The sequence below is a fragment of the Desulfofundulus thermosubterraneus DSM 16057 genome (assembly GCF_900142025.1).
Taxonomy (GTDB): domain Bacteria; phylum Bacillota; class Desulfotomaculia; order Desulfotomaculales; family Desulfovirgulaceae; genus Desulfofundulus; species Desulfofundulus thermosubterraneus.
Genome location: NZ_FQZM01000014.1, coordinates 22,036 through 41,979 on the forward strand (window position 1 = coordinate 22,036; position 19,944 = coordinate 41,979).

The 19,944-nt window shown below is 54.4% G+C and carries 20 protein-coding genes, 1 pseudogene and 1 riboswitch; of the genes and pseudogenes, 16 read left to right on the forward strand and 5 right to left on the reverse strand.

All coding sequences use genetic code 11. The features are described 5' to 3' along the window. Nucleotides 1-244: 244 nt before the first annotated feature. A pseudogene (locus BUA65_RS06375) lies at nucleotides 245-1,108 on the reverse strand (protein prkA); the annotation flags it as partial. A gap of 421 nt (nucleotides 1,109-1,529) precedes the next feature. Here BUA65_RS06375 and BUA65_RS06380 point away from each other — a divergent pair. From BUA65_RS06380 to BUA65_RS06420, 9 genes are all read left to right on the forward strand, one after another. Then, nucleotides 1,530-2,597, forward strand: a complete 1,068-nt coding sequence (locus BUA65_RS06380) for a glucose-1-phosphate thymidylyltransferase (protein WP_072868179.1) — start codon at nucleotides 1,530-1,532, stop codon at nucleotides 2,595-2,597. 17 nt (nucleotides 2,598-2,614) lie between these two features. Beyond that, entirely contained in the window at nucleotides 2,615-3,076 is a 462-nt protein-coding gene (locus tag BUA65_RS06385; RefSeq protein ID WP_072868181.1) for a dTDP-4-dehydrorhamnose 3,5-epimerase family protein, read from the forward strand. After that, the gene (gene rfbD, locus BUA65_RS06390; protein ID WP_072868182.1) at nucleotides 3,069-3,926 is read left to right on the forward strand and encodes a dTDP-4-dehydrorhamnose reductase; all 858 of its coding nucleotides are present in this window, start codon (nucleotides 3,069-3,071) and stop codon (nucleotides 3,924-3,926) included. Before BUA65_RS06385 ends, rfbD begins: the two co-directional genes overlap by 8 nt. Nucleotides 3,927-3,944: 18 nt before the next feature. Continuing rightward, complete coding sequence (rfbB, locus tag BUA65_RS06395) at nucleotides 3,945-5,000, forward strand: dTDP-glucose 4,6-dehydratase (protein WP_072868184.1); 1,056 nt, start codon at nucleotides 3,945-3,947, stop codon at nucleotides 4,998-5,000. Between the two features lie 83 nt (nucleotides 5,001-5,083). After that, nucleotides 5,084-5,713 carry a YkgJ family cysteine cluster protein gene (locus BUA65_RS06400; RefSeq protein ID WP_242656251.1) on the forward strand — a complete coding sequence of 210 codons (630 nt, stop codon included), beginning with the start codon at nucleotides 5,084-5,086 and terminating at the stop codon, nucleotides 5,711-5,713. 130 nt (nucleotides 5,714-5,843) lie between these two features. Further along, nucleotides 5,844-5,934: riboswitch (cyclic di-GMP riboswitch) on the forward strand. A 96-nt stretch (nucleotides 5,935-6,030) separates the two neighbouring features. Next, entirely contained in the window at nucleotides 6,031-6,663 is a 633-nt protein-coding gene (locus BUA65_RS06405) for an HD-GYP domain-containing protein (protein ID WP_072868187.1), read from the forward strand. 62 nt (nucleotides 6,664-6,725) lie between these two features. Continuing rightward, nucleotides 6,726-7,094 carry a hypothetical protein gene (locus tag BUA65_RS06410; protein WP_072868188.1) on the forward strand — a complete coding sequence of 123 codons (369 nt, stop codon included), beginning with the start codon at nucleotides 6,726-6,728 and terminating at the stop codon, nucleotides 7,092-7,094. 3 nt (nucleotides 7,095-7,097) lie between these two features. Then, nucleotides 7,098-8,501, forward strand: a complete 1,404-nt coding sequence (locus BUA65_RS06415) for a DUF7125 family protein (protein WP_072868189.1) — start codon at nucleotides 7,098-7,100, stop codon at nucleotides 8,499-8,501. After that, a complete protein-coding gene (locus tag BUA65_RS06420) occupies nucleotides 8,498-9,928 on the forward strand; it encodes a diguanylate cyclase (protein WP_072868190.1) in 1,431 nt (476 codons plus the stop codon). Before BUA65_RS06415 ends, BUA65_RS06420 begins: the two co-directional genes overlap by 4 nt. Nucleotides 9,929-10,120: 192 nt before the next feature. Here BUA65_RS06420 and BUA65_RS06425 read toward each other — a convergent pair whose 3' ends face one another. The 4 genes from BUA65_RS06425 to BUA65_RS19000 all read right to left on the reverse strand — a co-directional run bounded on the left by BUA65_RS06425 (nucleotide 10,121) and on the right by BUA65_RS19000 (nucleotide 13,150). Then, nucleotides 10,121-11,503 carry a nucleoside recognition domain-containing protein gene (locus BUA65_RS06425; RefSeq protein ID WP_242656252.1) on the reverse strand — a complete coding sequence of 461 codons (1,383 nt, stop codon included), beginning with the start codon at nucleotides 11,501-11,503 and terminating at the stop codon, nucleotides 10,121-10,123. After that, a complete protein-coding gene (locus tag BUA65_RS06430) occupies nucleotides 11,484-12,254 on the reverse strand; it encodes a FeoB small GTPase domain-containing protein (protein WP_072868192.1) in 771 nt (256 codons plus the stop codon). The genes BUA65_RS06425 and BUA65_RS06430 overlap by 20 nt, the downstream gene beginning before the upstream one ends. A gap of 211 nt (nucleotides 12,255-12,465) precedes the next feature. Continuing rightward, nucleotides 12,466-12,699, reverse strand: a complete 234-nt coding sequence (locus BUA65_RS06435) for a FeoA family protein (protein WP_072868193.1) — start codon at nucleotides 12,697-12,699, stop codon at nucleotides 12,466-12,468. 319 nt (nucleotides 12,700-13,018) lie between these two features. Next, on the reverse strand, nucleotides 13,019-13,150 hold the full coding sequence (locus tag BUA65_RS19000) for a hypothetical protein (protein WP_013822067.1): 132 nt from the start codon (nucleotides 13,148-13,150) through the stop codon (nucleotides 13,019-13,021). Nucleotides 13,151-13,758: 608 nt separating this feature from the next. Here BUA65_RS19000 and BUA65_RS06445 point away from each other — a divergent pair. From BUA65_RS06445 to BUA65_RS06475, 7 genes are all read left to right on the forward strand, one after another. Further along, nucleotides 13,759-14,952 (forward strand): HD-GYP domain-containing protein, encoded by a 1,194-nt coding sequence (locus tag BUA65_RS06445; protein ID WP_072868195.1) that lies wholly within the window; start codon nucleotides 13,759-13,761, stop codon nucleotides 14,950-14,952. Nucleotides 14,953-15,348: 396 nt separating this feature from the next. Further along, on the forward strand, nucleotides 15,349-16,092 hold the full coding sequence (locus BUA65_RS06450; RefSeq protein WP_072868196.1) for an STAS domain-containing protein: 744 nt from the start codon (nucleotides 15,349-15,351) through the stop codon (nucleotides 16,090-16,092). After that, on the forward strand, nucleotides 16,079-16,465 hold the full coding sequence (locus BUA65_RS06455; RefSeq protein ID WP_242656246.1) for an STAS domain-containing protein: 387 nt from the start codon (nucleotides 16,079-16,081) through the stop codon (nucleotides 16,463-16,465). Before BUA65_RS06450 ends, BUA65_RS06455 begins: the two co-directional genes overlap by 14 nt. Then, entirely contained in the window at nucleotides 16,458-16,913 is a 456-nt protein-coding gene (locus BUA65_RS06460) for an anti-sigma regulatory factor (RefSeq protein ID WP_242656247.1), read from the forward strand. Before BUA65_RS06455 ends, BUA65_RS06460 begins: the two co-directional genes overlap by 8 nt. After that, a complete protein-coding gene (locus tag BUA65_RS06465) occupies nucleotides 16,910-17,521 on the forward strand; it encodes a PP2C family serine/threonine-protein phosphatase (RefSeq protein WP_072868200.1) in 612 nt (203 codons plus the stop codon). Before BUA65_RS06460 ends, BUA65_RS06465 begins: the two co-directional genes overlap by 4 nt. An 82-nt stretch (nucleotides 17,522-17,603) precedes the next feature. Continuing rightward, nucleotides 17,604-18,335, forward strand: a complete 732-nt coding sequence (locus tag BUA65_RS06470) for a GGDEF domain-containing protein (protein ID WP_242656248.1) — start codon at nucleotides 17,604-17,606, stop codon at nucleotides 18,333-18,335. Nucleotides 18,336-18,477: 142 nt separating this feature from the next. Further along, nucleotides 18,478-19,923 carry a SpoVR family protein gene (locus BUA65_RS06475; protein ID WP_072868203.1) on the forward strand — a complete coding sequence of 482 codons (1,446 nt, stop codon included), beginning with the start codon at nucleotides 18,478-18,480 and terminating at the stop codon, nucleotides 19,921-19,923. Nucleotides 19,924-19,944 lie beyond the last annotated feature (21 nt).

A 19,944-nucleotide genomic window follows, 5' to 3' on the forward strand; every position in this document is an offset into this window, starting at 1 on the left:
CTGGAAAAGCGTTGGGGTGGTTCTATGATCCCTGTTAAAATCATAAAAAGCAGGTTTGGTACCATTAACATTTACCCACCTTTGGAACAGCCTTCTCCGGATGACGAGGCAAGGTTATACGCGGTACTTGCCGAATGTTTGGCTATGAAACAGCCACGGGCTGAAAACGAAAAAAGCCCGCAAACCGTATGTGAACAGGTTTACAGGGCTGAGTGTTCTTTTGGTATTATGAGATAACTGCTTACTCGTCGGCGTAAATAAGGGCAAAACGGCCGGCCTTGAAGTTTCCTTCCTGGGAAAGGCTCAGGAGGTTCCACAGGAATTTTTCGTCACATTTTAGCATTTCCTGGAATTCCATGATGCCCCGGTTGGCAATGTTCAGCTCGCCGTCAAACCGGTAGGCCCGGGGGTCCGACTCCGAACCGTACTCGGCAATGGTGGAGAAGTCCACGCTGCCGGTGAGATCGGCAATGTCCTGGGACTTGGGGTCGGAAGGGGTGAAGGTACCTATGCCCACCCGGTTTTCCTCGGACAGAAAAATCCTTTCCACCCGTACATTTTCAATCTTGCCGTCGTATTCTGTTTCCAGCATCATGCGACAGTAGGGGCAGAGCTCTCCTTCCACGTAGACGCCGTATTCCTTCTCAAATTCCGGCCTCAGCTCCCTGGGGATTAAATGCAGGGGTTCTTCATGCATGGGACAGCCCTTGATGCCGTAGAGGGCCCCCCGGTCGGTGCGGCTGTACTTCTCCAGGCCCCTTTTTAACATGGCCACCAGGGTGGATTTGCCGCCGCTTACCGGTCCCATCAGCAAGAGGATGCGCTTGCGTACGTCCAGCCGCCGGGCAGCAGGGTGGAAGTATTCCTCCACCAGTTTTTCCAGGGTCCTATCCAGACCGAAGAGTTCACTGGAGAAAAATTTATAACGCTTGACACCATCTATCTCTTCTACCCCGGCGTCCTTGATCATGTTGTAGATCCGGGCGTGGGCAAGCTGGCAAACCCAGGGACGTTCCTTAACTATCTGCAAATACTCCTGGAAGGTACCCTCCCAGGACAGTTCCTTTTCCAGGGAACGATGTTCTTCCAACCTCTTCAGGAAGTCCATAATCTCACTCCTTTGCTGTGGAATAGATCCACAAGCCGGATTTGTACATTCCCAGTGTTTAGTATTACATTATATGCACTTTGGCTTGGTAGAAGAATCCGTTAGCCGACAATATCTGCACCCGGGCCGGAGAAGGAACCGTTGGCGGAAAGGTCTGCCGGGATCCCGGCAACATCTTAAACCGTGCACAATTCTACTTTTATATGAGCTGCATAGAAAACACCCTGTTACCATGTTATAATTGTTCATATAGGAAAAACGAACCACTGCATCCATATGAAAACCATCTGGAACGATCCCGGCCAGCGCATCGCCCGGCCAGAGGGTGATCGGGGCGTTGCCGCCGCGGAACGGGCGGCACCCGCGCCTGCGGGTGCCGGTGATAACTTTGTTTACGGTGTTCTGAAAGGGGAGGAGCAGTTTGAAAGCTCTGGTACTGGCCGGCGGGAAGGGCACGCGCCTGCGGCCCCTAACCTATACTACGGCCAAGCAGCTGATCCCGGTCGCCAACAAGCCCATCATCTTTTACGTGCTGGAGCAAATCGCAGCGGCGGGGATAGATGATGTGGGGGTAATCATTTCACCGGAAACGGGCGAAAACGTGAAAGACGCCGTAGGGGACGGCTCCCGCTGGGGAATAAAGATCACCTACATACTGCAGGAGACTCCCGCCGGGCTGGCCCACGCCGTGAAGACGGCCCGGGAATTCCTGGGAGAGTCGCCCTTTTTGATGTTTTTGGGGGATAACCTCATCCAGGGTGGCGTCGAGGCCTTCGTGCGGGACTTTGCCGCCGGTGAAGCCGGCGCCTTCATCCTGCTCAAAAGGGTAAAAGATCCCCGGGCCTTTGGCGTGGCCGTGCTGGATAGCCGGAACCACGTTGTTCAGTTGATTGAAAAGCCAAAAGAGCCGCCCAGCGACCTAGCCCTGGTGGGCGTGTATCTCTTCCGGCCAGCCATTCACGAAGCCATCGGGCGCATAAAACCCTCCTGGCGGGGGGAGCTGGAGATCACCGATGCCATCCAGGAACTCATCCATATGGGCTGCCTGGTGGAAGCCCGCATCCTGGAGGGCTGGTGGCTGGACACCGGTAAAAAGGACGATATCCTGGAGGCCAACCGGGTGGTGCTGGACGAGTTCGCCCGGCGGGACGTCCGGGGAGAGGTTCACGGCGACAGCCAGGTGGTGGGACGGGTGGAAATAGGGGAGGGCAGCCGGGTGGTGAACAGCGTCGTCCGGGGGCCGGTGGTCATCGGCAATGGAGTTACGATTATTGACTCTTTTGTAGGCCCCTACACCGCTATTGCCGGCGGCAGTCAACTGGAGCGGGTTTCCCTGGAACATGCGGTAGTACTGGAGAACTGCCGTCTGCTGGACGTGGAGCACATCGAAGACAGCCTTATCGGGAGCAACACCCGCGTGGTCCGGGCCGGCGGACGCCGGCGGGCCCTGCGCCTTTTCGTGGGCGACGACGCGGAAGTGGTAATTTGATACAGGAGGGTTTTTCTATGGAGTTGATCGACGGCGTGCAGGTGAAGAAGCTGCGCCTGATTCCCGACGAGCGGGGTTTTCTCATGGAGATGCTGCGCAGCGATTGGCCGGAGTTTGATAAGTTCGGGCAGGCCTACATCACTGCCTGCTACCCGGGGGTGATCAAGGCCTGGCACTACCACAAAATCCAGTGGGACCACTTTGTCTGCGTAGGGGGCATGGCCAAAGTGGTGCTCTACGACCCGCGGGAGGGCAGCCCCACAAAAGGGGTGCTCAATGTGTTCCACCTGGGCTACCTCAACCCCTGCCTTTTGAAGATCCCGCCGGGGGTTTATCACGGTTTTACCGCCGAGGGCAACCGGACGGCCTTAATCGTCAACTTCCCTACGGAGCTGTACAATTACGAACAGCCCGATGAATTCCGGCTGCCCTACAACGACCCCTCCATTCCCTATTCCTGGGAGGTGCGGCATGGTTAGGCGGGTGCTGGTCACCGGCGCCGCCGGCATGCTGGGCCGGGCGGTGACCGCGGAGTTCGGGCAACGCGGGGAAGAGGTGCTGTCCCTTTCCCGCCGGGAACTGGACATCACCGATCCGGCGGCGGTACGGTCCGCCCTGTGGCGGCTGCGGCCCCGGGTGGTGGTCAACTGCGCTGCCTACACTGACGTGGACGGCGCGGAAGTCAACTGCGAGCGGGCCTTCCTGGTCAACGGCCTGGGACCTAAAAACCTTGCGCTGGCGTGTCGGGAAATGAGTATCGTGCTGGTACACGTCGGCACCGACTACATTTTTGACGGTCAAAAGGGCAAACCCTACAGCGTGTACGACCCCCCGAATCCCCTGAACGTTTACGGTAAAAGCAAGCTCTGGGGCGAGCGGGCGGTGGCGGAGGTCGGCGGCCGCTGCTTCGTCGTGCGTACCAGCTGGCTCTTCGGCCCCGGGGGCAGGAACTTCGTGGAGACCATGCTCCAGATCGGCCGGGAAAGGGGCGCCGCCCGGGTGGTTAGCGACCAGCGGGGCTGCCCCACCTATACGGTAGATTTGGCCCGGGCTATTGCCGACCTGGTGGAAAGCGGCCGATACGGCACCTACCACGTTACCAACAGCGGCAACACCACCTGGTACGAATTTGCGACGGCAATATTCAAACTGGCCGGCCTGGAGGTGGAACTGGCCCCCTGCTCCACGGCGGAGTTTCCCCGCCCGGCCCGAAGACCGCTCTACTCGGTGCTGGACCCGTTCCCCTTGAAGGAAACCATCGGTTACCTGCTCCCGCCGTGGGTAGACGCCCTGGAAAGGTACCTATCGGAAAGACAAAAAATAACTTAAAAAGGAGCAATGTGATCAATGAAACTGCTGGTTACCGGCGGAGCCGGATTCATCGGCTCCAACTTCACCCGCTATATCCTGCAGGCCTGCCCTGGAGTTTCGGTCATCAATCTGGATAAGCTCACCTATGCGGGCAACCTGGAAAACCTGGCTGATCTTGCGGATCACCCCCGCCATGCGTTCATCCACGGTGACATTTGTGACCGCCGCCTGGTGGGGGAGATTTTTTCCCGCGGCGTGGACGCGGTGATCAACTTTGCCGCCGAGTCCCATGTGGACCGCAGCATCGTGGACGCCTCGCCCTTCATCGAGACCAACGTGCGGGGCACCCAGGTGCTGCTGGACGCGGCCGCGGAATACTGGAAGGATAGGTTTGGCGGGCGGGCGGCGGCCGGGGCTGAAGAACCCGTGATCTTCATCCAGGTCTCCACCGACGAGGTTTACGGCTCCCTGGGACCGGAGGGGCGCTTCACCGAGGGGAGCCCTTTAAAGCCTTCCAGCCCCTACTCCGCCAGCAAGGCCGCCGCCGACCTTCTGGCCCTGGCTTACCACCGCACCTACGGGCTACCGGTGGTCATCACCCGTTGTTCCAACAACTACGGTCCCTACCAGTTCCCGGAAAAGCTCATCCCCTTGATGATCACCAATGCGCTGGAGAATCAGCCCCTGCCCGTGTACGGCGACGGCTTGAACATGCGGGACTGGCTGCACGTGGAGGATCACTGCCGGGCGCTGGAGCTGGTTCTTTTCCGGGGGAAGCCCGGGGAGGTCTACAACATCGGCGGCCACGGGGAGCGCACCAACCTGGAAGTGGTGCAGGCAATTTTGAAACATCTGGGTAAGCCGGAAAGCCTTATTCGTTTTGTCAAAGACCGGCCCGGCCACGACCGCCGCTATGCCATCGATCCCTCAAAGATCACCCGGGAGCTGGGCTGGGAACCCAGGCATAAATTTGAAGAAGGCCTGGCGGCTACGGTGGAGTGGTACATAATAAACCGTTCCTGGTGGGAGCGGATAAAATCCGGTGCCTACCGGGAGTATTATCAGAAGATGTACGGGGCAATAAAGGCGTAAAACAATTTTCCTCTGCCGGGTTTTAGCCGGCGTGTCCAACCTTTTGCAAGAACATTCTGCAGGGAGAAAGAAGGTGTCAAAACATTAAAAGGGACTCTTGTACCCGGTGCGGTACTTGCTGCCTAAAGGGCGGGCCGGCCCTGCACCATGAGGACAAAGGCTTACTGCTGGCCGGGAATGTGGGATACCAGCACCTGGTAACCATCAGGAAGGGTGAACCGGCCTATGACCCCGTCCTTGACACCGTTAGGCCGGTGGAACGGGAACTGGTCAAGGTGCGCGGGAAAGGGAAGGAATGGTCCTGCTGCTTTTTTGAGGAAAAAAGCTCTTCGTGCACCATCTACGAGCACCGCCCGCTGGAGTGCCGGCTGTTGAAGTGCTGGGACACCTCGGCACTGGAAGGCGTGGTTGGCAGAAACACCATCGTGCGCGCCGACATTATCAATTCTCACGATCCCATTATTGAGTTGATTGAAATGCATGAAAGGGAATGTCCGTACCAGGAGGTAGAAGAATTAATCTCCAACCTGTCCCGGGAAACGGATAAATCGAAAACCCTGGCCAGGCTGAATGAGCTTGTCCGTAAAGACCTGGCCATACGTTTTTACGCCATATCGGAATTGGGATTGCGTGAGGAGTTTGAACTTTTTATTTTCGGCCGCCCTTTATTTAAAGTGCTGAGTTCCCGGGGGATACCGGTTCATTCAGCCTGACGCCCGGGCCGAGAAATTGGGAAGCAGGGCAAATATTGCTGTAGTTATATATAGAATCAGGAGGGAAAGTTAACGGTAATGTTGAAATACTTCTTGAAAAAACGTTGAAATACTTCTTAAAAAGTCGTAACTTTCCGGAGGGCAAACCCGGCGAAAGCCGGGGACGCAAAGCCACAGGTCTAAAGTTCCCCACGGGGAACCATGACGGCTGGGTTGCAAGGGGAGAAAGGAAGCCGCAGGGAAGCGCAAAAATTTTTCTCCCTGCGGCTTTTCATTTTCTAAAGAAATTTTTAGAATAAATACATCGAGGTGCTTCCATGAAATCCACATTTATCCATGCTGCCCGGGCGTTGATGAAATTACAGGAGGTCCGGTTTAAGGTTTCTCCCAATCATTCCTGGCGCGTGGCAGCCTATGCTGCTGTGCTCGCGAAGAAATTGGGTATGTCTGAAAAGGAACAGAATCGTATATACCTGGCCGGGTTGCTCCACGACATAGGGAAGCTGGGTATTTCCAGTGCTATCTTGCACAAGCCGGGCAAACTGACTGCCGCGGAGTGGGAGGAAATAAAAAAGCACCCTGTTTATAGTTATGAAATCCTTTCGGCCATACCGGGGATGAAAGCCATCAGCCTTATGGCCCTTTACCATCACGAAAGATATGACGGTTGCGGGTATCCGGAAGGATTGGGGGGTGAGGCCATTCCCCTGGGGGCGCGAATTCTGGCCGTGGCTGATAGTTTTGATGCCATGACTTCGGATCGGGTTTACCGGCCCAGGATGTCTGAAGAAATGGCCACAGAGGAGCTCTACCGCTGTGCTGGTACTCAATTCGACCCGCAACTGGTGGAAGTGTTTTGCTGCCGGGTCGTGCCTGAGGGAATAGATCCTGAACTCTACCGGATCACTGTCGATATTCCTGGTGGTGTGAAGCACCTGCGAAATAACTAACCGGGGAACCGGGCCTTGCTCATACTGGAGCGATAGCTCTTAGCCGAAAAGGAGGGGCTGTTGTGAGCGAAATCATCGAAAAACGGATCGGACGCTATGAAACTCTGCTTAAGGAGATGTGGGCAGCGTCGTCGAAGTACCTTGGGACGTTTTCCGTGAATCTTCTGGTGGAAAGGGTCGTATGGGAGGTTTCGCTGGAATACAAGGAAATAGAACTCCTGCAGTACGATCAAAATGGGATATCGTGCGCGAAGATGGCGGCCAAGTTGGAGGAAAACCCGGACCTGCCGGTCGAAGATATGTTTATAAAGTTTATCACCAGGTACGTGGAAATCCTGGCCAGGCTTCTCGGTCATGAAAGAGCGGAAGAGATAAAAAAGAAGCTGGACGAGGAATTTGCCGGGGATCCTGCTGCTTCCAGGGAGGAATGAGAGATGAAGAGGTTGATAACGGGCATAAAAAATCTCGATTATATTCTCGGCGGCGGTATACCCGCTTATTCGCTGAACATCATTTCTGGTTCTCCGGGCAGTGGGAAGACGATATTCGTCCAGAACATCATATTTAACAATGCCAGGAACGGCCTTAAGAGCCTGTACCTGACCACTATATCGGAATCGCAGCTGAAGATGGTTAGGCATCTTCAAGATTTTGAGTTCTTCTCGGACGACCTGCTGGGGGACAGAGTTATTTACGGGGATCTGGGGGCCGTCCTGCGCAGGCAGGGCGCGAGCGAGGGTCTGGATTACCTGACTCAAATGATCAAAGAACATTTGCCAAACATAGTTGTAATCGACAGTGTCAAGGTTATAAGGGACCTCTTCCCGGACGAGAAAACCTTCAGGTCCTTTATTTTCGAGCTGGCTGCCGTTCTATCGATATGGGAGATCACCGCGTTTCTCGTCGGAGAATACGAGGAACAGGAACTGACGCGCCTGAGCGAGTTTGCCATCGCCGACGGGATTTTTCACCTTTACGGGCAGGAAGAAAAGCGGTTTCAAAAAAGGTACATGCGCGTCCTGAAAATGAGGGGTACCAGTTTCCAGCACGGGGAACATTTGTTTCAAATTGGTCCTGTGGGGATAAAAGTGTACCCAAGGATGAGGCCGGAGGGTGAAGAACTCCGGTACGATGTCAAGCTGGGGCGAAAGGAATTCGGGATCTGTGGACTGGACGAAATGTTGTGCGGTGGGTTGCTGGAAGGGACTATCACACTCATTTCCGGTGCCACAGGTACGGGCAAGACGATGTTTGCCCTTAAGTTCTTGCTGGAAGGCGCTGAGAAAGGCGAAAGGGGGATATTCCTTTCTTTTGAAGAGCCTGTAGATCAACTTCAGAATACTGCCCGCTGTCTGGGCTGGGAGATAGATAAATATCTGGCAGAGGGCCAGCTGGAGATCAAGTTTATTTCTCCCGTAGAACTGGACGTAGATAAACACGCTTTCGAGATACTGGACATGATCGGGGAAAAAAAGGTGGAGAGGCTTGTCATCGACAGCATCTCCTCTTTTGAAAGCAGCGTTACCGATATACAAAAGTACAGGGATTATCTCTGGGCGATAGGACAGCAACTCAGGAGGCGGCACGTTACCACTATTCTTACGGTGCTCAACGAGGACCTCTTTTCGCCCCTGATAGTATCCAGAGCGCAATTATCCCTGATTACCGATAATATAATCATACTGCGGTACGTGGAGGACAATTCCAGCATCAGAAAGGTTCTTGGAGTCCTGAAAACCCGTGGAAGCGACCACGACAAGTCCCTGAGGGAGTACGAGTTTTCTCCAGAGGGGATAAACGTTCTCGGCAGGTTGGACAAAGCAGATATGCTAAAATGAGGTGTTACTTAGTGCACACGAACCTTTTACTCAGCGTCCCGGTAAGGTACTGGCAGGATTTTCAAGATACGCTGGCCAGAGCCACGAACGCGAACATCTACATCTTTGACGCGAACGGCGCTCCTTTTTCCCGGTTCAGTTTGCCGGCTGAATTATGCCAGGAGGTGAATAAAGGGAGGGAGCTCCGTAACGAAAAGTGCATCGATTTTTACAGGCTTGCCTGCGGTTCGTTAGAAGAGAAAGACATGCTTACCTGTCCTTATGGACTTAAGCTCTGCGCGTACCGCCTGGGCAGCTATGCCCAGAGAATAGGTTATCTCATGGTTGCCCCTTCCAGGCACACGACCCTGGTGGAACGCGAGGAAGAAATTGCTTTCATCACGAAAGCGCATAACGTTTACCGGACGATCAACGAGGTTTTCAGCGCCATTTTAGAAAAGAACCTGTTAGGGTTGCGTAGACTGGAACTGAACAGCATCTACGAGATCAGCCGCCTCATGACCTCGATCGTCGAGCTGGACAGGGTTCTGGAACTTATAACTAATTCGTTGATCATAATTTATCAAGCTGACTTGTGCTTTGTTGGCCTCAGGGAAGGTGGTAAAATCAGGGTGGCCCAGGGGAAAGGCGTTCACGGCAGCCAGTTGATCGGGAAGGAATGGCCCCTGGTCCACCCGTTGGTTGAGCGGATTTTTTCAAAAGTTGAACCGTCTTCTTTGAGTATTGAGGAGCTTAAGGTTTTACCGGGCTTTACCGGTACAGAGGCTGCTCCCGGAACTGAAATCATGGTTTATCCCCTCTGGACTGCCCTGGGGATCGTCGGGTTGTTGGGTATAGCGGCCCCTGCCTCCCTGGGTGACAACGGCAGTAAAAACCTGCAGATATATATAAACTTCGCCGCGGTAGCCCTGGCTAACGCGACTCTCATACGCCGCCTGGAAAGAGAAGCCGAAACCGACTACCTAACCGGTTTTCTTAACAAGCGCGTTCTGCGGGATGTACTGGCTGCCGAACTTCAGAGGGCAGCGAGGTACGGTTACCACCTGTCGGTTATTTTCCTGGATATAGATGACTTCAAGGCTTATAACGATACTTTCGGGCACCTGGCCGGCGATGTGGTGTTGCAGAAAACGGCAGAGTTAATAAAAAACTCCATCAGGACTACGGATATTGCATGCCGTTACGGGGGCGAAGAGTTTATAATCATTCTACCGGGGACAAAAGGGGGAGATGCTGCGAAAGTGGCGGAAAGAATACGTAAATCCGTTGAGGTTTACCCTTTCCCGCACCGCCGGATTACGGCAAGCCTGGGCGTGGCCCAGGCGAAAAAAAACGATTCTGTCGACTCGCTGCTTGCAAGGGCGGATCAAGCCTGCTACCAGGCAAAGGAACGAGGGAAAAACCACCTCTATCTGGATCCATCGTAACACTTTTTGGAGTGCGGGCCGGCTCACTTTCCGGCTTCCGAACTCTTTCCACCAAAAATTAAAGCGCCAGCAAAGAAGGATGGAAAGTCTACCTTTTCCTGCAGGCCCTTCTCTTTGCCGGGAAAAGCTTTACGGACAAGCTGGTACGGTTGGAGGAACAGGTTAGTCCGCCCCCCGCTGGTGGGGCGGGAGTTATACCAGCCCCAGCGACCGCACCGTCTGTGCCACCGCAAAGCAAACCAGGCCGGCAACGGCCAGGGGAATGACCGCCGCCCAAACTGCCCACCTGATGCTTTTTGTTTCCCGCTGGATGGTGAACAGCGTGGTGCCGCAGGGAAAATGCAGCAGGGAAAAGAGCATGGTGCACAATGCGGTCAGCCACGTCCAGCCGTGTCCGTGAACCAGAATGTTTTGCAGAACGTTTAAGCTGTCCACTTCCACCATAGTTCCAGCGGATAAGTAGCCCATAAGGAGAATGGGCAGGACAATTTCATTGGCCGGCAGGCCCAGGATGAAGGCCAGCAGGATGAAGCCGTCCAAACCCAGGGCCCGCCCGAAGGGTTCCAGCAAACCCGCTCCCCGGGCAAGCAGGCTCTGTCCTTCGAAGCTGATGTTGGCCAGGAGCCACACCACAGCGCCCGCCGGCGCGGCTACAGTCACGGCCCGGGCCAGGACGAAGAGCGTGCGGTCCAGTACGGAGCGGACCAGCACCCGGCCCACCTGGGGCAGGCGCAGTGGTGGCAGTTCCAGGGTAAAGGTGGTAGGCACCCCTTTCAAGATGGTTCTTGAAAGCAGCCACGAAGTAAGCAGGGTAATCAGTATCCCCGCCAGAATAAGCCCCACTACGGTAAAGGAAGCGGCCAGAGAGCTGAAACCCGGGGCTGCCGCCGGGCCGACAAATATGGAGGTCAGGGCTATCAGGGTGGGGAAACGGCCGTTGCAGGGGACGAAGTTATTGGTCAGGATGGCGATCAATCTTTCCCGGGGGGATTCTATAATGCGGCAGGCCATTACGCCGGCTGCATTGCAGCCGAATCCCATGCTCATAGTTAACGCCTGCTTACCCTGGGTGCCGGCCATCTTAAATAAAGGGTCGATATTAAAGGCCACCCGGGGCAGGTAACCCAGGTCTTCCAGCAGGGCGAAGATGGAGAAAAAGATGGCCATGGGGGGTAGCATCACTGATACCACCCAGGCCGCGGTGCGGTAGACGCCTGTGACCACCAGCCCGTGCAGCCAGGGTGGAGCGTCCAGCCGCACAAAGACTTCCGAAAGCCGTTCCTCCCCCCAGAACAAGGCCTTCGCCAGTAACTGCGAAGGGTAATTGGCTCCCACCAGGGTTATCCAGAAAGCCAGCCCCAGGAGCAGGAACATAATCGGGAAGCCCAGCAGGCGCGAAGTGAGGATGTCGTCCACTTTATGTTCCCAATCCCTGTGGGGACCGGTTTGCCTGACCACCCGGGCGGCGATGGCTTCCGCCTCCCGGTAAATTGTTTTGACGATGCGGTCCCGTATCTCAAGCTGATGGGCTTCGTTCACCACGCCGGGCCCGGCTTCAGGTGGGGCAGTATTTATACCGCTCACGTAAAACACCCCATTCCGGTACCTTAAAGTATTGCCTTATATTATCGAGAGTGCTCCGGTCGTGATCGATTATTCTTAACGCCAGCCAGCGGGCGTTGATCCACTCCTTGATTTCCCCGGGTATTTTTTCTTCCAGCCGTGCCACGGCCTCTTCGATATCGGGATCGTAAATCAGCCGGCGGGGGCTGGTCACTATTTGTCCCCGTGCCAGGGCGTCGATCCCGGCCTTTAATTCCGTAAGGCCCAGGCCGTTCCTGGCAGCCGTGACTACCACGGGTACACCCAGTTCCCGGGCCAGGCAATCGACATCAATAAAAATGTTTTTCCTGCGCGCCTCATCAATAAAGTTAACACAAACAATTACCTTGCTGGTAATTTCCATCACCTGTAAAGCCAGATTTAAATTTCTTTCCAGGCAGGTGGCGTCGGTAACTACCACTGTGGCGTCCGGCCGGGCAAAGCATAAAAAGTCCCGGGTGACTATTTCTTCGGCCGAGTTTGCCAGCAGGGAATAGGTTCCCGGCAGGTCCACCAGGATGTACTTTTTGCCGCCGAAATGAAATGTGCCCTGTGTCTGGAGTACCGTCTTACCCGGCCAGTTGCCCGTGTGCTGTTTCAACCCGGTCAGGGCGTTAAAAATGGTGCTTTTGCCGGTATTGGGGTTGCCCGCCAGGGCAATTACGGCGGCGCCGGGGTCCGGGTGGATGTTAAACCTTTCGCGCAGTTCGGTTGCAAGGGGCATAAAAACACCTCACTACTTGTGCTGCTCTTAAAAGGCTTCTCCGGGTGGCAGAGGATACGGACGCGGATGGTGTACCGCGGTTTTTCAAGGGCTTCGCACAAGCCAGAGGAGGCGGCGGCAGGGGCCGGAACACAGGAACTGCGGGAAAAGTAGGCCGCCGTCCGGGCAGTTTGCAAAGGTGATTCGTGCTGCCTTCAGCGCGCCGGCAGTATCATAAGGGTGTCACCAGCACCTGCCCGGCTTCTTCCCGGCGCAGGGCAATTAATGCTCCCCGGATGCGGTAGGCGGTTGGATCGCCCAGCGGGCTGCGCCTTACCGCCTGGACCGGCGTGTCGGGAACCAGGCCCAGGTCCAGCAACCGGCACCTGGCCATGCCCCGTGCTTTTAAAGACACCACCCGTCCCCATTGGCCAGTGGGCAGTTCGGACAGCGGCAGGGCTTTCACTCCGGCGTTCCCCTCCTTATGGAAATTTTAGGGCGACAAAACGGCCGCTTTACCGACGTCCGGGCTCATCCTAGAGCAGGTTCACCGTGTCCGGCGTTTCTTTTCCCGGCGGTTATATATTACGGGTCTACGGTTATATTGGTTACTTAAAAATAAAGGAAAACGATGGATGCGCTTCCTGCTAACCCGGCACTATTCGCTGTCGTGCGTGGATGACAAAAAAACAAGGGGAACGCAAGGTGCGCTCCCCTTATAATTTCAGCCGGATTCAGGTAAATGTTACCATCTAACTGCCGGACAGGTGGTTGCATTCGTCTTTTTATGCAGCCGGGTTGAGTTTGGTAACTATGAAGTGTTTTTCCGTTTCCCAGATCTCCGCCAGCTCATCTTCGTCCACAAAGCGCCAGCACACCTCTTCTCCTTCGAGCCAGGTCACCAGGTAGGGCATCATTTTCCGGTCCCCCCGCATTTTGTATACTTGTATACAAAATCCCTTAACTTTATCTTAACAAACAAAGCAACTCCCGGCAAGACCTGATTTAAAAAAGTGGGGAAAAAGCGGAGCATCATGAAGGAAAAGCATTTCTTTTGTCGAAAAAAGCCCGGGTAAAAATCTTGCCCTCCGGGAGAACAGGCCCGGTAAAGGCCGGGGACTAAATAAAGGGTCTTTTGTTTCCTGCGGGGAATCATTATTTGCGCAAAAGAAAAAGAAAGGGACGGAGATGGTTTCCATGGTGCAGAGGAAAAAGAAGTTTAGCTTTAGAACGTGTGTTGGGGGGGGGGTAAGGATACCCGTTTATACCATAATATACCTAATATGGATTGTTCTGGCGTACATCCTCCCCTGCATCTACCTGCGTTCCCCACCTTTTTCCCCCCTGATTTCATTCGTCAGGCAATCATCTATCAAAAACCGGAGCCACCTACCCCTCGCCGGTGCCACTCTAACCAATTTCAAAACGCCATCATCTATCAAAAACCCGTCTGATATACAGTTGCCTGTACATTCATCCAGTTGAGATCTTATGGTAAGTCATACCCATGGGAGTGAAGGTTGAAGTGAAAAGCGAGGAAAGGGTTGTCCCAGCTCAGAGTCCGGAGAAAAATTCCGGGACAGCCCCGGATACTAACTGGCTGAAGGCCCACATTCTGATCACCAGAAAAGTAAATCTTCTCCTTCTCGAGGTCCGCGAGGAGAGCGAATTGTTCAAGCGCATTTGCGAACTTCTCACCGGGCTCGAATTTATCAGGTTTGCCTGGATCGGTCTTGCCGAGAAAGAGACATTTGGCGTAACGCCCATTGCCCACAGCGGTTTTGAGAACGGCTACCTGCGTTCAGTAAAGGTTACCTGGGACGACAGCCAGACGGGTTTCGGACCGACCGGCACGGCCATCAGGACGGGCGAGCCCGTAGTGGTGCGGGATATAGGTGGCGACCTGCAGCATGCGCCCTGGCGCGAGGAAGCGGTGCGCCGTGGCTATGCGTCAAGCGCGGCCATTCCCCTCGTGCACGAGGGCGAAGTTGTGGGAACCATTAATGTTTATTCCCACCTGCCGGACGCTTTTGGCCCCGAAGAAATTGCCTTTCTCGCCGAAATTGCAGGCGACATTGCCCTGGGGATCAAGCGGCTGCGCCTGGAAAGAAAGCTGGACGAAACGGTCATCCGGCTTCGGCAGATGCTGTACGGCACGGTGGAGGCCCTCAGCAGAATGCTGGAACTGCGGGACCCGTACACAGCCGGCCACCAGATACGGGTGGCCGGGTTGGCCTGTGCCATCGCCCGGGAGATGGGATGGCCGGAAGACCGGGTGGAGGGTCTCCGGCTCGCCGCGTTGCTGCACGATATAGGCAAGATGGCCATCCCGGCAGAGATCCTCACCGCACCGCGCCGGTTGACGGAACCGGAGCTGCAACTGATCAGGTTACACCCGGTGCTGGGATTCGAAGTACTGAAGGGGATAGATTTTCCCTGGCCGGTATCGCAGGCAATGCTGCAGCACCACGAGAGACTGGACGGGAGCGGTTACCCGAACGGGCTGCGGGGAGAGGCCATCATTCCCGAGGCCCGGATCCTGGGCGTTGCCGACGTGGTGGAAGCCATGGCTTCGCACCGGCCCTACCGGGCCGCCATGGGTATGGAGGCCGCCCTGGAAGAAATCAGCCGGAACAGCGGCGTCCTTTACGATCCGCAGGTGGTGGAGGCGTGCCTGGTCATTTGCCGGAACAACCCCGGCGTCCTGGCGCAGGATTAAACTGGCGGTTGTCAGGTGGGTGACGGCGGTGTTTCTCCGGACGGGGCGTAGAACGGCGCAAAAGAACGGCGGCGTTATTCTTGACGGTAACTTCAGGCAGTGGTTTAATTGAGTTAGGTATTGTGAGGTCTGGATAAAGAAAAAATGTCGAATCCCGGCGAAAGCCGGAAGTGCAAAACCACAGGTCTGGAGTTTCCCCTGAAGTAATCGAAAAGGCCGGGTTGTAGTAGAGAAACGTAGCTGCAGGGAAGTCAGGGTTTTTCCCTGCAGTTTTTCTCATTAATGAAGGCGTTTTGAAAGGGCAGCTCCTGCGGTTGCTTCCGGCAGGAAAATAAGGAATTATGTCGAAATAGCAAAAAATGGTCTCAGGTTGTAAATAATGGAGGGAAAGTGTCTATGGATGCCGGTAAGGTGATGGAGATCGTCAATGGCCTGACGGCAGACGGCAGGCAAAAAGACCTGTGGCGTCGGGTCATGGGGGGAGCGCTGGGCAAAGAAGCAGCAGACGGCTTGTTTGAAACTCTGCGTTCTTTAATTGAAGAGCTGGGTGAAGAAGAAGTAGGGGCGAAAATACTGCATATTGCAGGAGAACACGCTTCTTTCCCGGCTGTTGATATACTACGGGCCGCATTGAAGGTTTCCGGGGAGATGCGGCGCGAAAATGAACATGTTTTAATGCAGCTCCGCCAGATGCTTTCGGAGCTGGCCACCCCAATAATTCGTATATGGACGGATATTTTACTGGTAGCCATGATTGGAAACCTGGATGGCCAGCGTGCCCAGAATATCGCGGAGAGATTGCTGAACAGGGTAAGTTCCGTCAGGGCGAAAGTGGTGCTGGTGGATGTTACGGGTGTCCCCATGATCGATACGGTGGTCGGGGGATTTCTTATGGAAATGTTTAACGCCATAAAGTTTCTGGGGGCTGAGGTGATTCTTACCGGTATCAAGCCGGAGGTTGCCCATACCCTTGTCAAACTGGGAGTGGACTTCCAGATGGTTACCGTCGCCAGGGATCTGGAGGACGCTCTCCGCCGGGGGATAGCCATAACCATGGAAGAGAGGAAGAGGCGCAGGCAGCTAGCCTTCAGTCTGGCAGGCGGCAGGCTGGAAGAAAGCGGTGAAGATGATGAACTTTGAGGACAGGGTTGTGCCCATCATGCGCGTGGGCGGCTACCTGCTGGTGCCCATCCAGATCGACCTGGACGACAGAACGGTAGGACGGCTGCAGCAGCAGCTTTTGAAGGAAATCGAGCGGACGAGGGCCAGGGCGGTTATACTGGATGTAAGGATGGTGGAAGTGATTGATAGCTATATATCGTACACCCTTTCTGAAACGGCTGTCATGGCCCGCCTCATGGGGTGCCGCACTGTATTGTGCGGCATTCAACCCCCTGTAGCTTTAACTCTGGCCCAGATGGGTGTTACGCTGCAGGAGGTCGCGGTGGCGCGGAATCTGGAACATGCCCTGGTACTGGCCGGCTCTTTCCAGGAGAGGGATAAAGGTGTATGAGGAAAGGATAACCTCCATAATTGAGGATCCGGCGCAGGAATTCGATATAGTGGTCCGCATTACTCGAGAGGAAGACATTGCCGTGGCACGGCAGATGGCCAAACAACTGGCCCAGGAGATCGGCTTTTCCTTGGCCGATGTTACCAGGATAGCCACTGCGGTTTCGGAGCTGGCCCGGAATATCTACCGGTACGCCAGGCAGGGCAGGATAATGATAAGAAAGCGGCTGGAGGACAGGGACAGTCCGGGCATTGAAGTAATTGCCGCCGACCGCGGCCCCGGTATCCCTGACATCGAGCTGGTCTTGACGCGGGGCTATACCACGTGGGAGCGCAGTCTCGGTATAGGCCTTTCGGGAGTAAAACGTCTGATGGATTCCTTCGCCATTCACTCCGAAGTGGGTAAGGGGACGGTGGTTATTACGGGGAAGAGGAGGCGTACATTTTGACTTTCTTTAAACAAGCCACAGCGTCCGGCCACGGCTGGGAGATCTGGTCGTGCTGGAGGCCGCGGACAGGCTATCCAGTGGGCGGAGACCTTTGTTGTGCATATAAAGGAAATGATAAACTTTTTATTTTGGTAGTGGATGTGCTGGGACACGGTGAAGAAGCTTATCGCTGTGCGGAAGGGCTGCACAGAGTTCTGGAAGAGCGTAGAGAAGACCTGCCGGGTGTGTACGGTGATATCGAAAGGGTCGCTGCCAGAATCCGGGGATGTACCCTCTTCCTCGGTACCCTGGACAATGCGACTCTAAGTTATATCATGGTGGGGAACATAAGGGGCTGGGTGATTGGTGATCAAAGGTTGGAGTTTTTGCCGGGGCAGCCCGGGGTGGTGGGAGGGCGGAGGCTTGTGCCGGTTATCCGGAATGTAAGGATTGATGATTATGCTCTTATAATAGTATGTTCTGATGGAATAAGGCGTAGCTTTGTGCCCGACCGGGGTGACGGGCATCTGTGGCGACAGGATGGCCTATACCTGGCGGTTACGATAATGGAGAAATATGGTGTTCCGGAAGACGATGCCAGCGTACTGGTGGGGAGGAGGTGCACCTGAGTTGGCTTCAGAGGCTTTTTATAATACTTATAAAAATTACCTTGAACGATATGTGTGTGAGGGTGGAACCGAAGGAGTACTCGTGGAAGCCTATCAGGACCTGACACACAGCCTGGATGAGAAACATGTTCAGGCGGCAAATATTCTGGATATCCACACCAGGGCACTTCGAGAGGTAATGGGCATCCGCCGGGATAGCGATCCCGTCCAGTGGATATATATAGATCGCGCTACGGAATTCCTTGCTCAAATACTGGTGGTCATTGATAGTTTTCTTCTGCAGCTTAAAGACAGGATAGAACACGACCCGCTTACGGGACTGTATAACAGGCTCGCTTTATACCCGTTATTGAACCAGCTCCTTAGAGAAGCTCAGAGGAAGGAAAAGCCGCTGGTGGTTGCTATGCTGGATCTTGATGATTTTAAAGTGATAAACGACCGGTTCGGCCACCATGCGGGTGACCGGGTTTTAATTGCTGCGGCCGGCATCATAAAGAAGGCTTTGCGGGCTGCAGATAAGGTGGTTCGGTACGGTGGAGAGGAATTTATAATTATGCTGCCGGATACCAGCCTGAATAGATCGCAGGTTGCCCTGGAGCGTATAAGATCCCAGATAGCAGGGCAGAGGTTATTGCCAGAAATGGACGTGGTTGTGACGGCCAGTATTGGGGCTACGGAATATAGCGGCAGGGGAACTGCCAGTGTAAGTGACCTGATAGCTCAAGCTGACAGGGCCATGTATAAGGCAAAAAAGGAAGGGAAAAACATGGTGACTTGTGTTGAATCTGAGTGTCCGGGAAAACAGGAGGAGTGATCAGGAAAATTTAGCCCCGGTAAGAACTATTTTTCAGAGCCCGGGACTTTTTGAGTTTAAAGACAATTCGCCCCGGCTTCCCACATAATCTATATAAACAAGAACATTCTTTGGCACCAGGGAAAACTGGAGGTTGATTAGTGTGACCAAAGAAGAGCTGCGCAAGCTTTCGGAAGCCGTGGAAATAATCACCGCCAAGGCCCGGGAATTTGGTCTGGACTTTTATGATATGTATTTTGAAATCTGCCCGGCGGATATCATCTATACCTTTGGGGCTTACGGCATGCCCACCCGTTTCTCCCACTGGACCTTTGGCAAAGCCTATCATAAAATGAAAACCCAGTATGATTACAACCTCAGCCGCATCTACGAAATGGTAATAAACTCCAACCCCTGCTACGCTTTTCTCCTGGAAGGCAATTCCCTGGTCCAGAACAAGCTGGTGATAGCCCACGTTCTGGCCCACTGCGACTTTTTTAAAAACAACGTCTACTTCAAGCATACCAACCGCAATATGGTAGAGTCCATGGCCAGCGCGGCCGAAAGATTCCGGGGTTACGAAATGAGGTACGGCAAGGATAGGGTAGAAGCCTTTCTGGACGCAGTGATTTCCATCCAGGAACACGTAGACCCCTATCATTTCATAAAGGCTGGCCGGGAAAAGAAAAAGCAGGAAAAGGAAGAAGGGTCCTGTGCCTGCAGCCAGGGCAGGAAGTGCGGAAAACGACACCGGCAGGAAACCCCCTATGATGACCTGTGGGAGCTCGATGAGCCCAAATGCGCCGGGCAGTGTGAAAAACCTAGGAAGTTCCCCCCGGAGCCGGAAAAAGACCTGTTGCTGTTTATTATGGAACATGCCCGGGATCTGGACGACTGGCAGCGGGACATTATATCCGTAATCCGTCAGGAGATGTTTTATTTCTGGCCCCAGTTGGAAACAAAAATTATGAACGAAGGCTGGGCTACCTACTGGCACCTGCGCATTATGCGGGAAGTAGATCTTACTGAGGCGGAAGCGGTAGAGTTCGCCAAGATGCATGCCGGGGTAATTCAACCTTCCCGGGTGCGCCTGAATCCCTATCACCTGGGGTTGAAAATTTTTGAAGACATTGAAAGGCGCTGGAACGAGCCCACCAGGGAAGAGAGGAAAAAATACAATCGCCCCGGCGGTGAGGGAAAGCAGAAGATCTTCGAGGTGCGGGAACAGGAAAATGATATTTCCTTCCTGAGGAACTACCTGACCAAAGAACTAATAGAGGAAATGGACCTTTATCTTTACAAAAAGATGGGCTACGATTGGAAGGTATCGGACAAAGACTGGGAAAAGGTCAAAGACGGCATCCTTTCCAGCCTGACCAACGGCGGCTACCCCTATATCGTGGTGGAAGACGGGGATTTCAATAAACGGGGCGATTTATACTTGAAACACTGTTACGAGGGCCTGGAGCTGGATGTGTTTTATCTGGAGAAGACTTTACCTTACGTATACCGCCTCTGGGGGCGGCCGGTGCACCTGGAGACGGTCATTGATAATAAAAAGGTGCTTTTCTCTTACAATGGGGAAAAGGTGAGAAATAAATTTATCTAGCACTTCCAGAAAAATATAGCG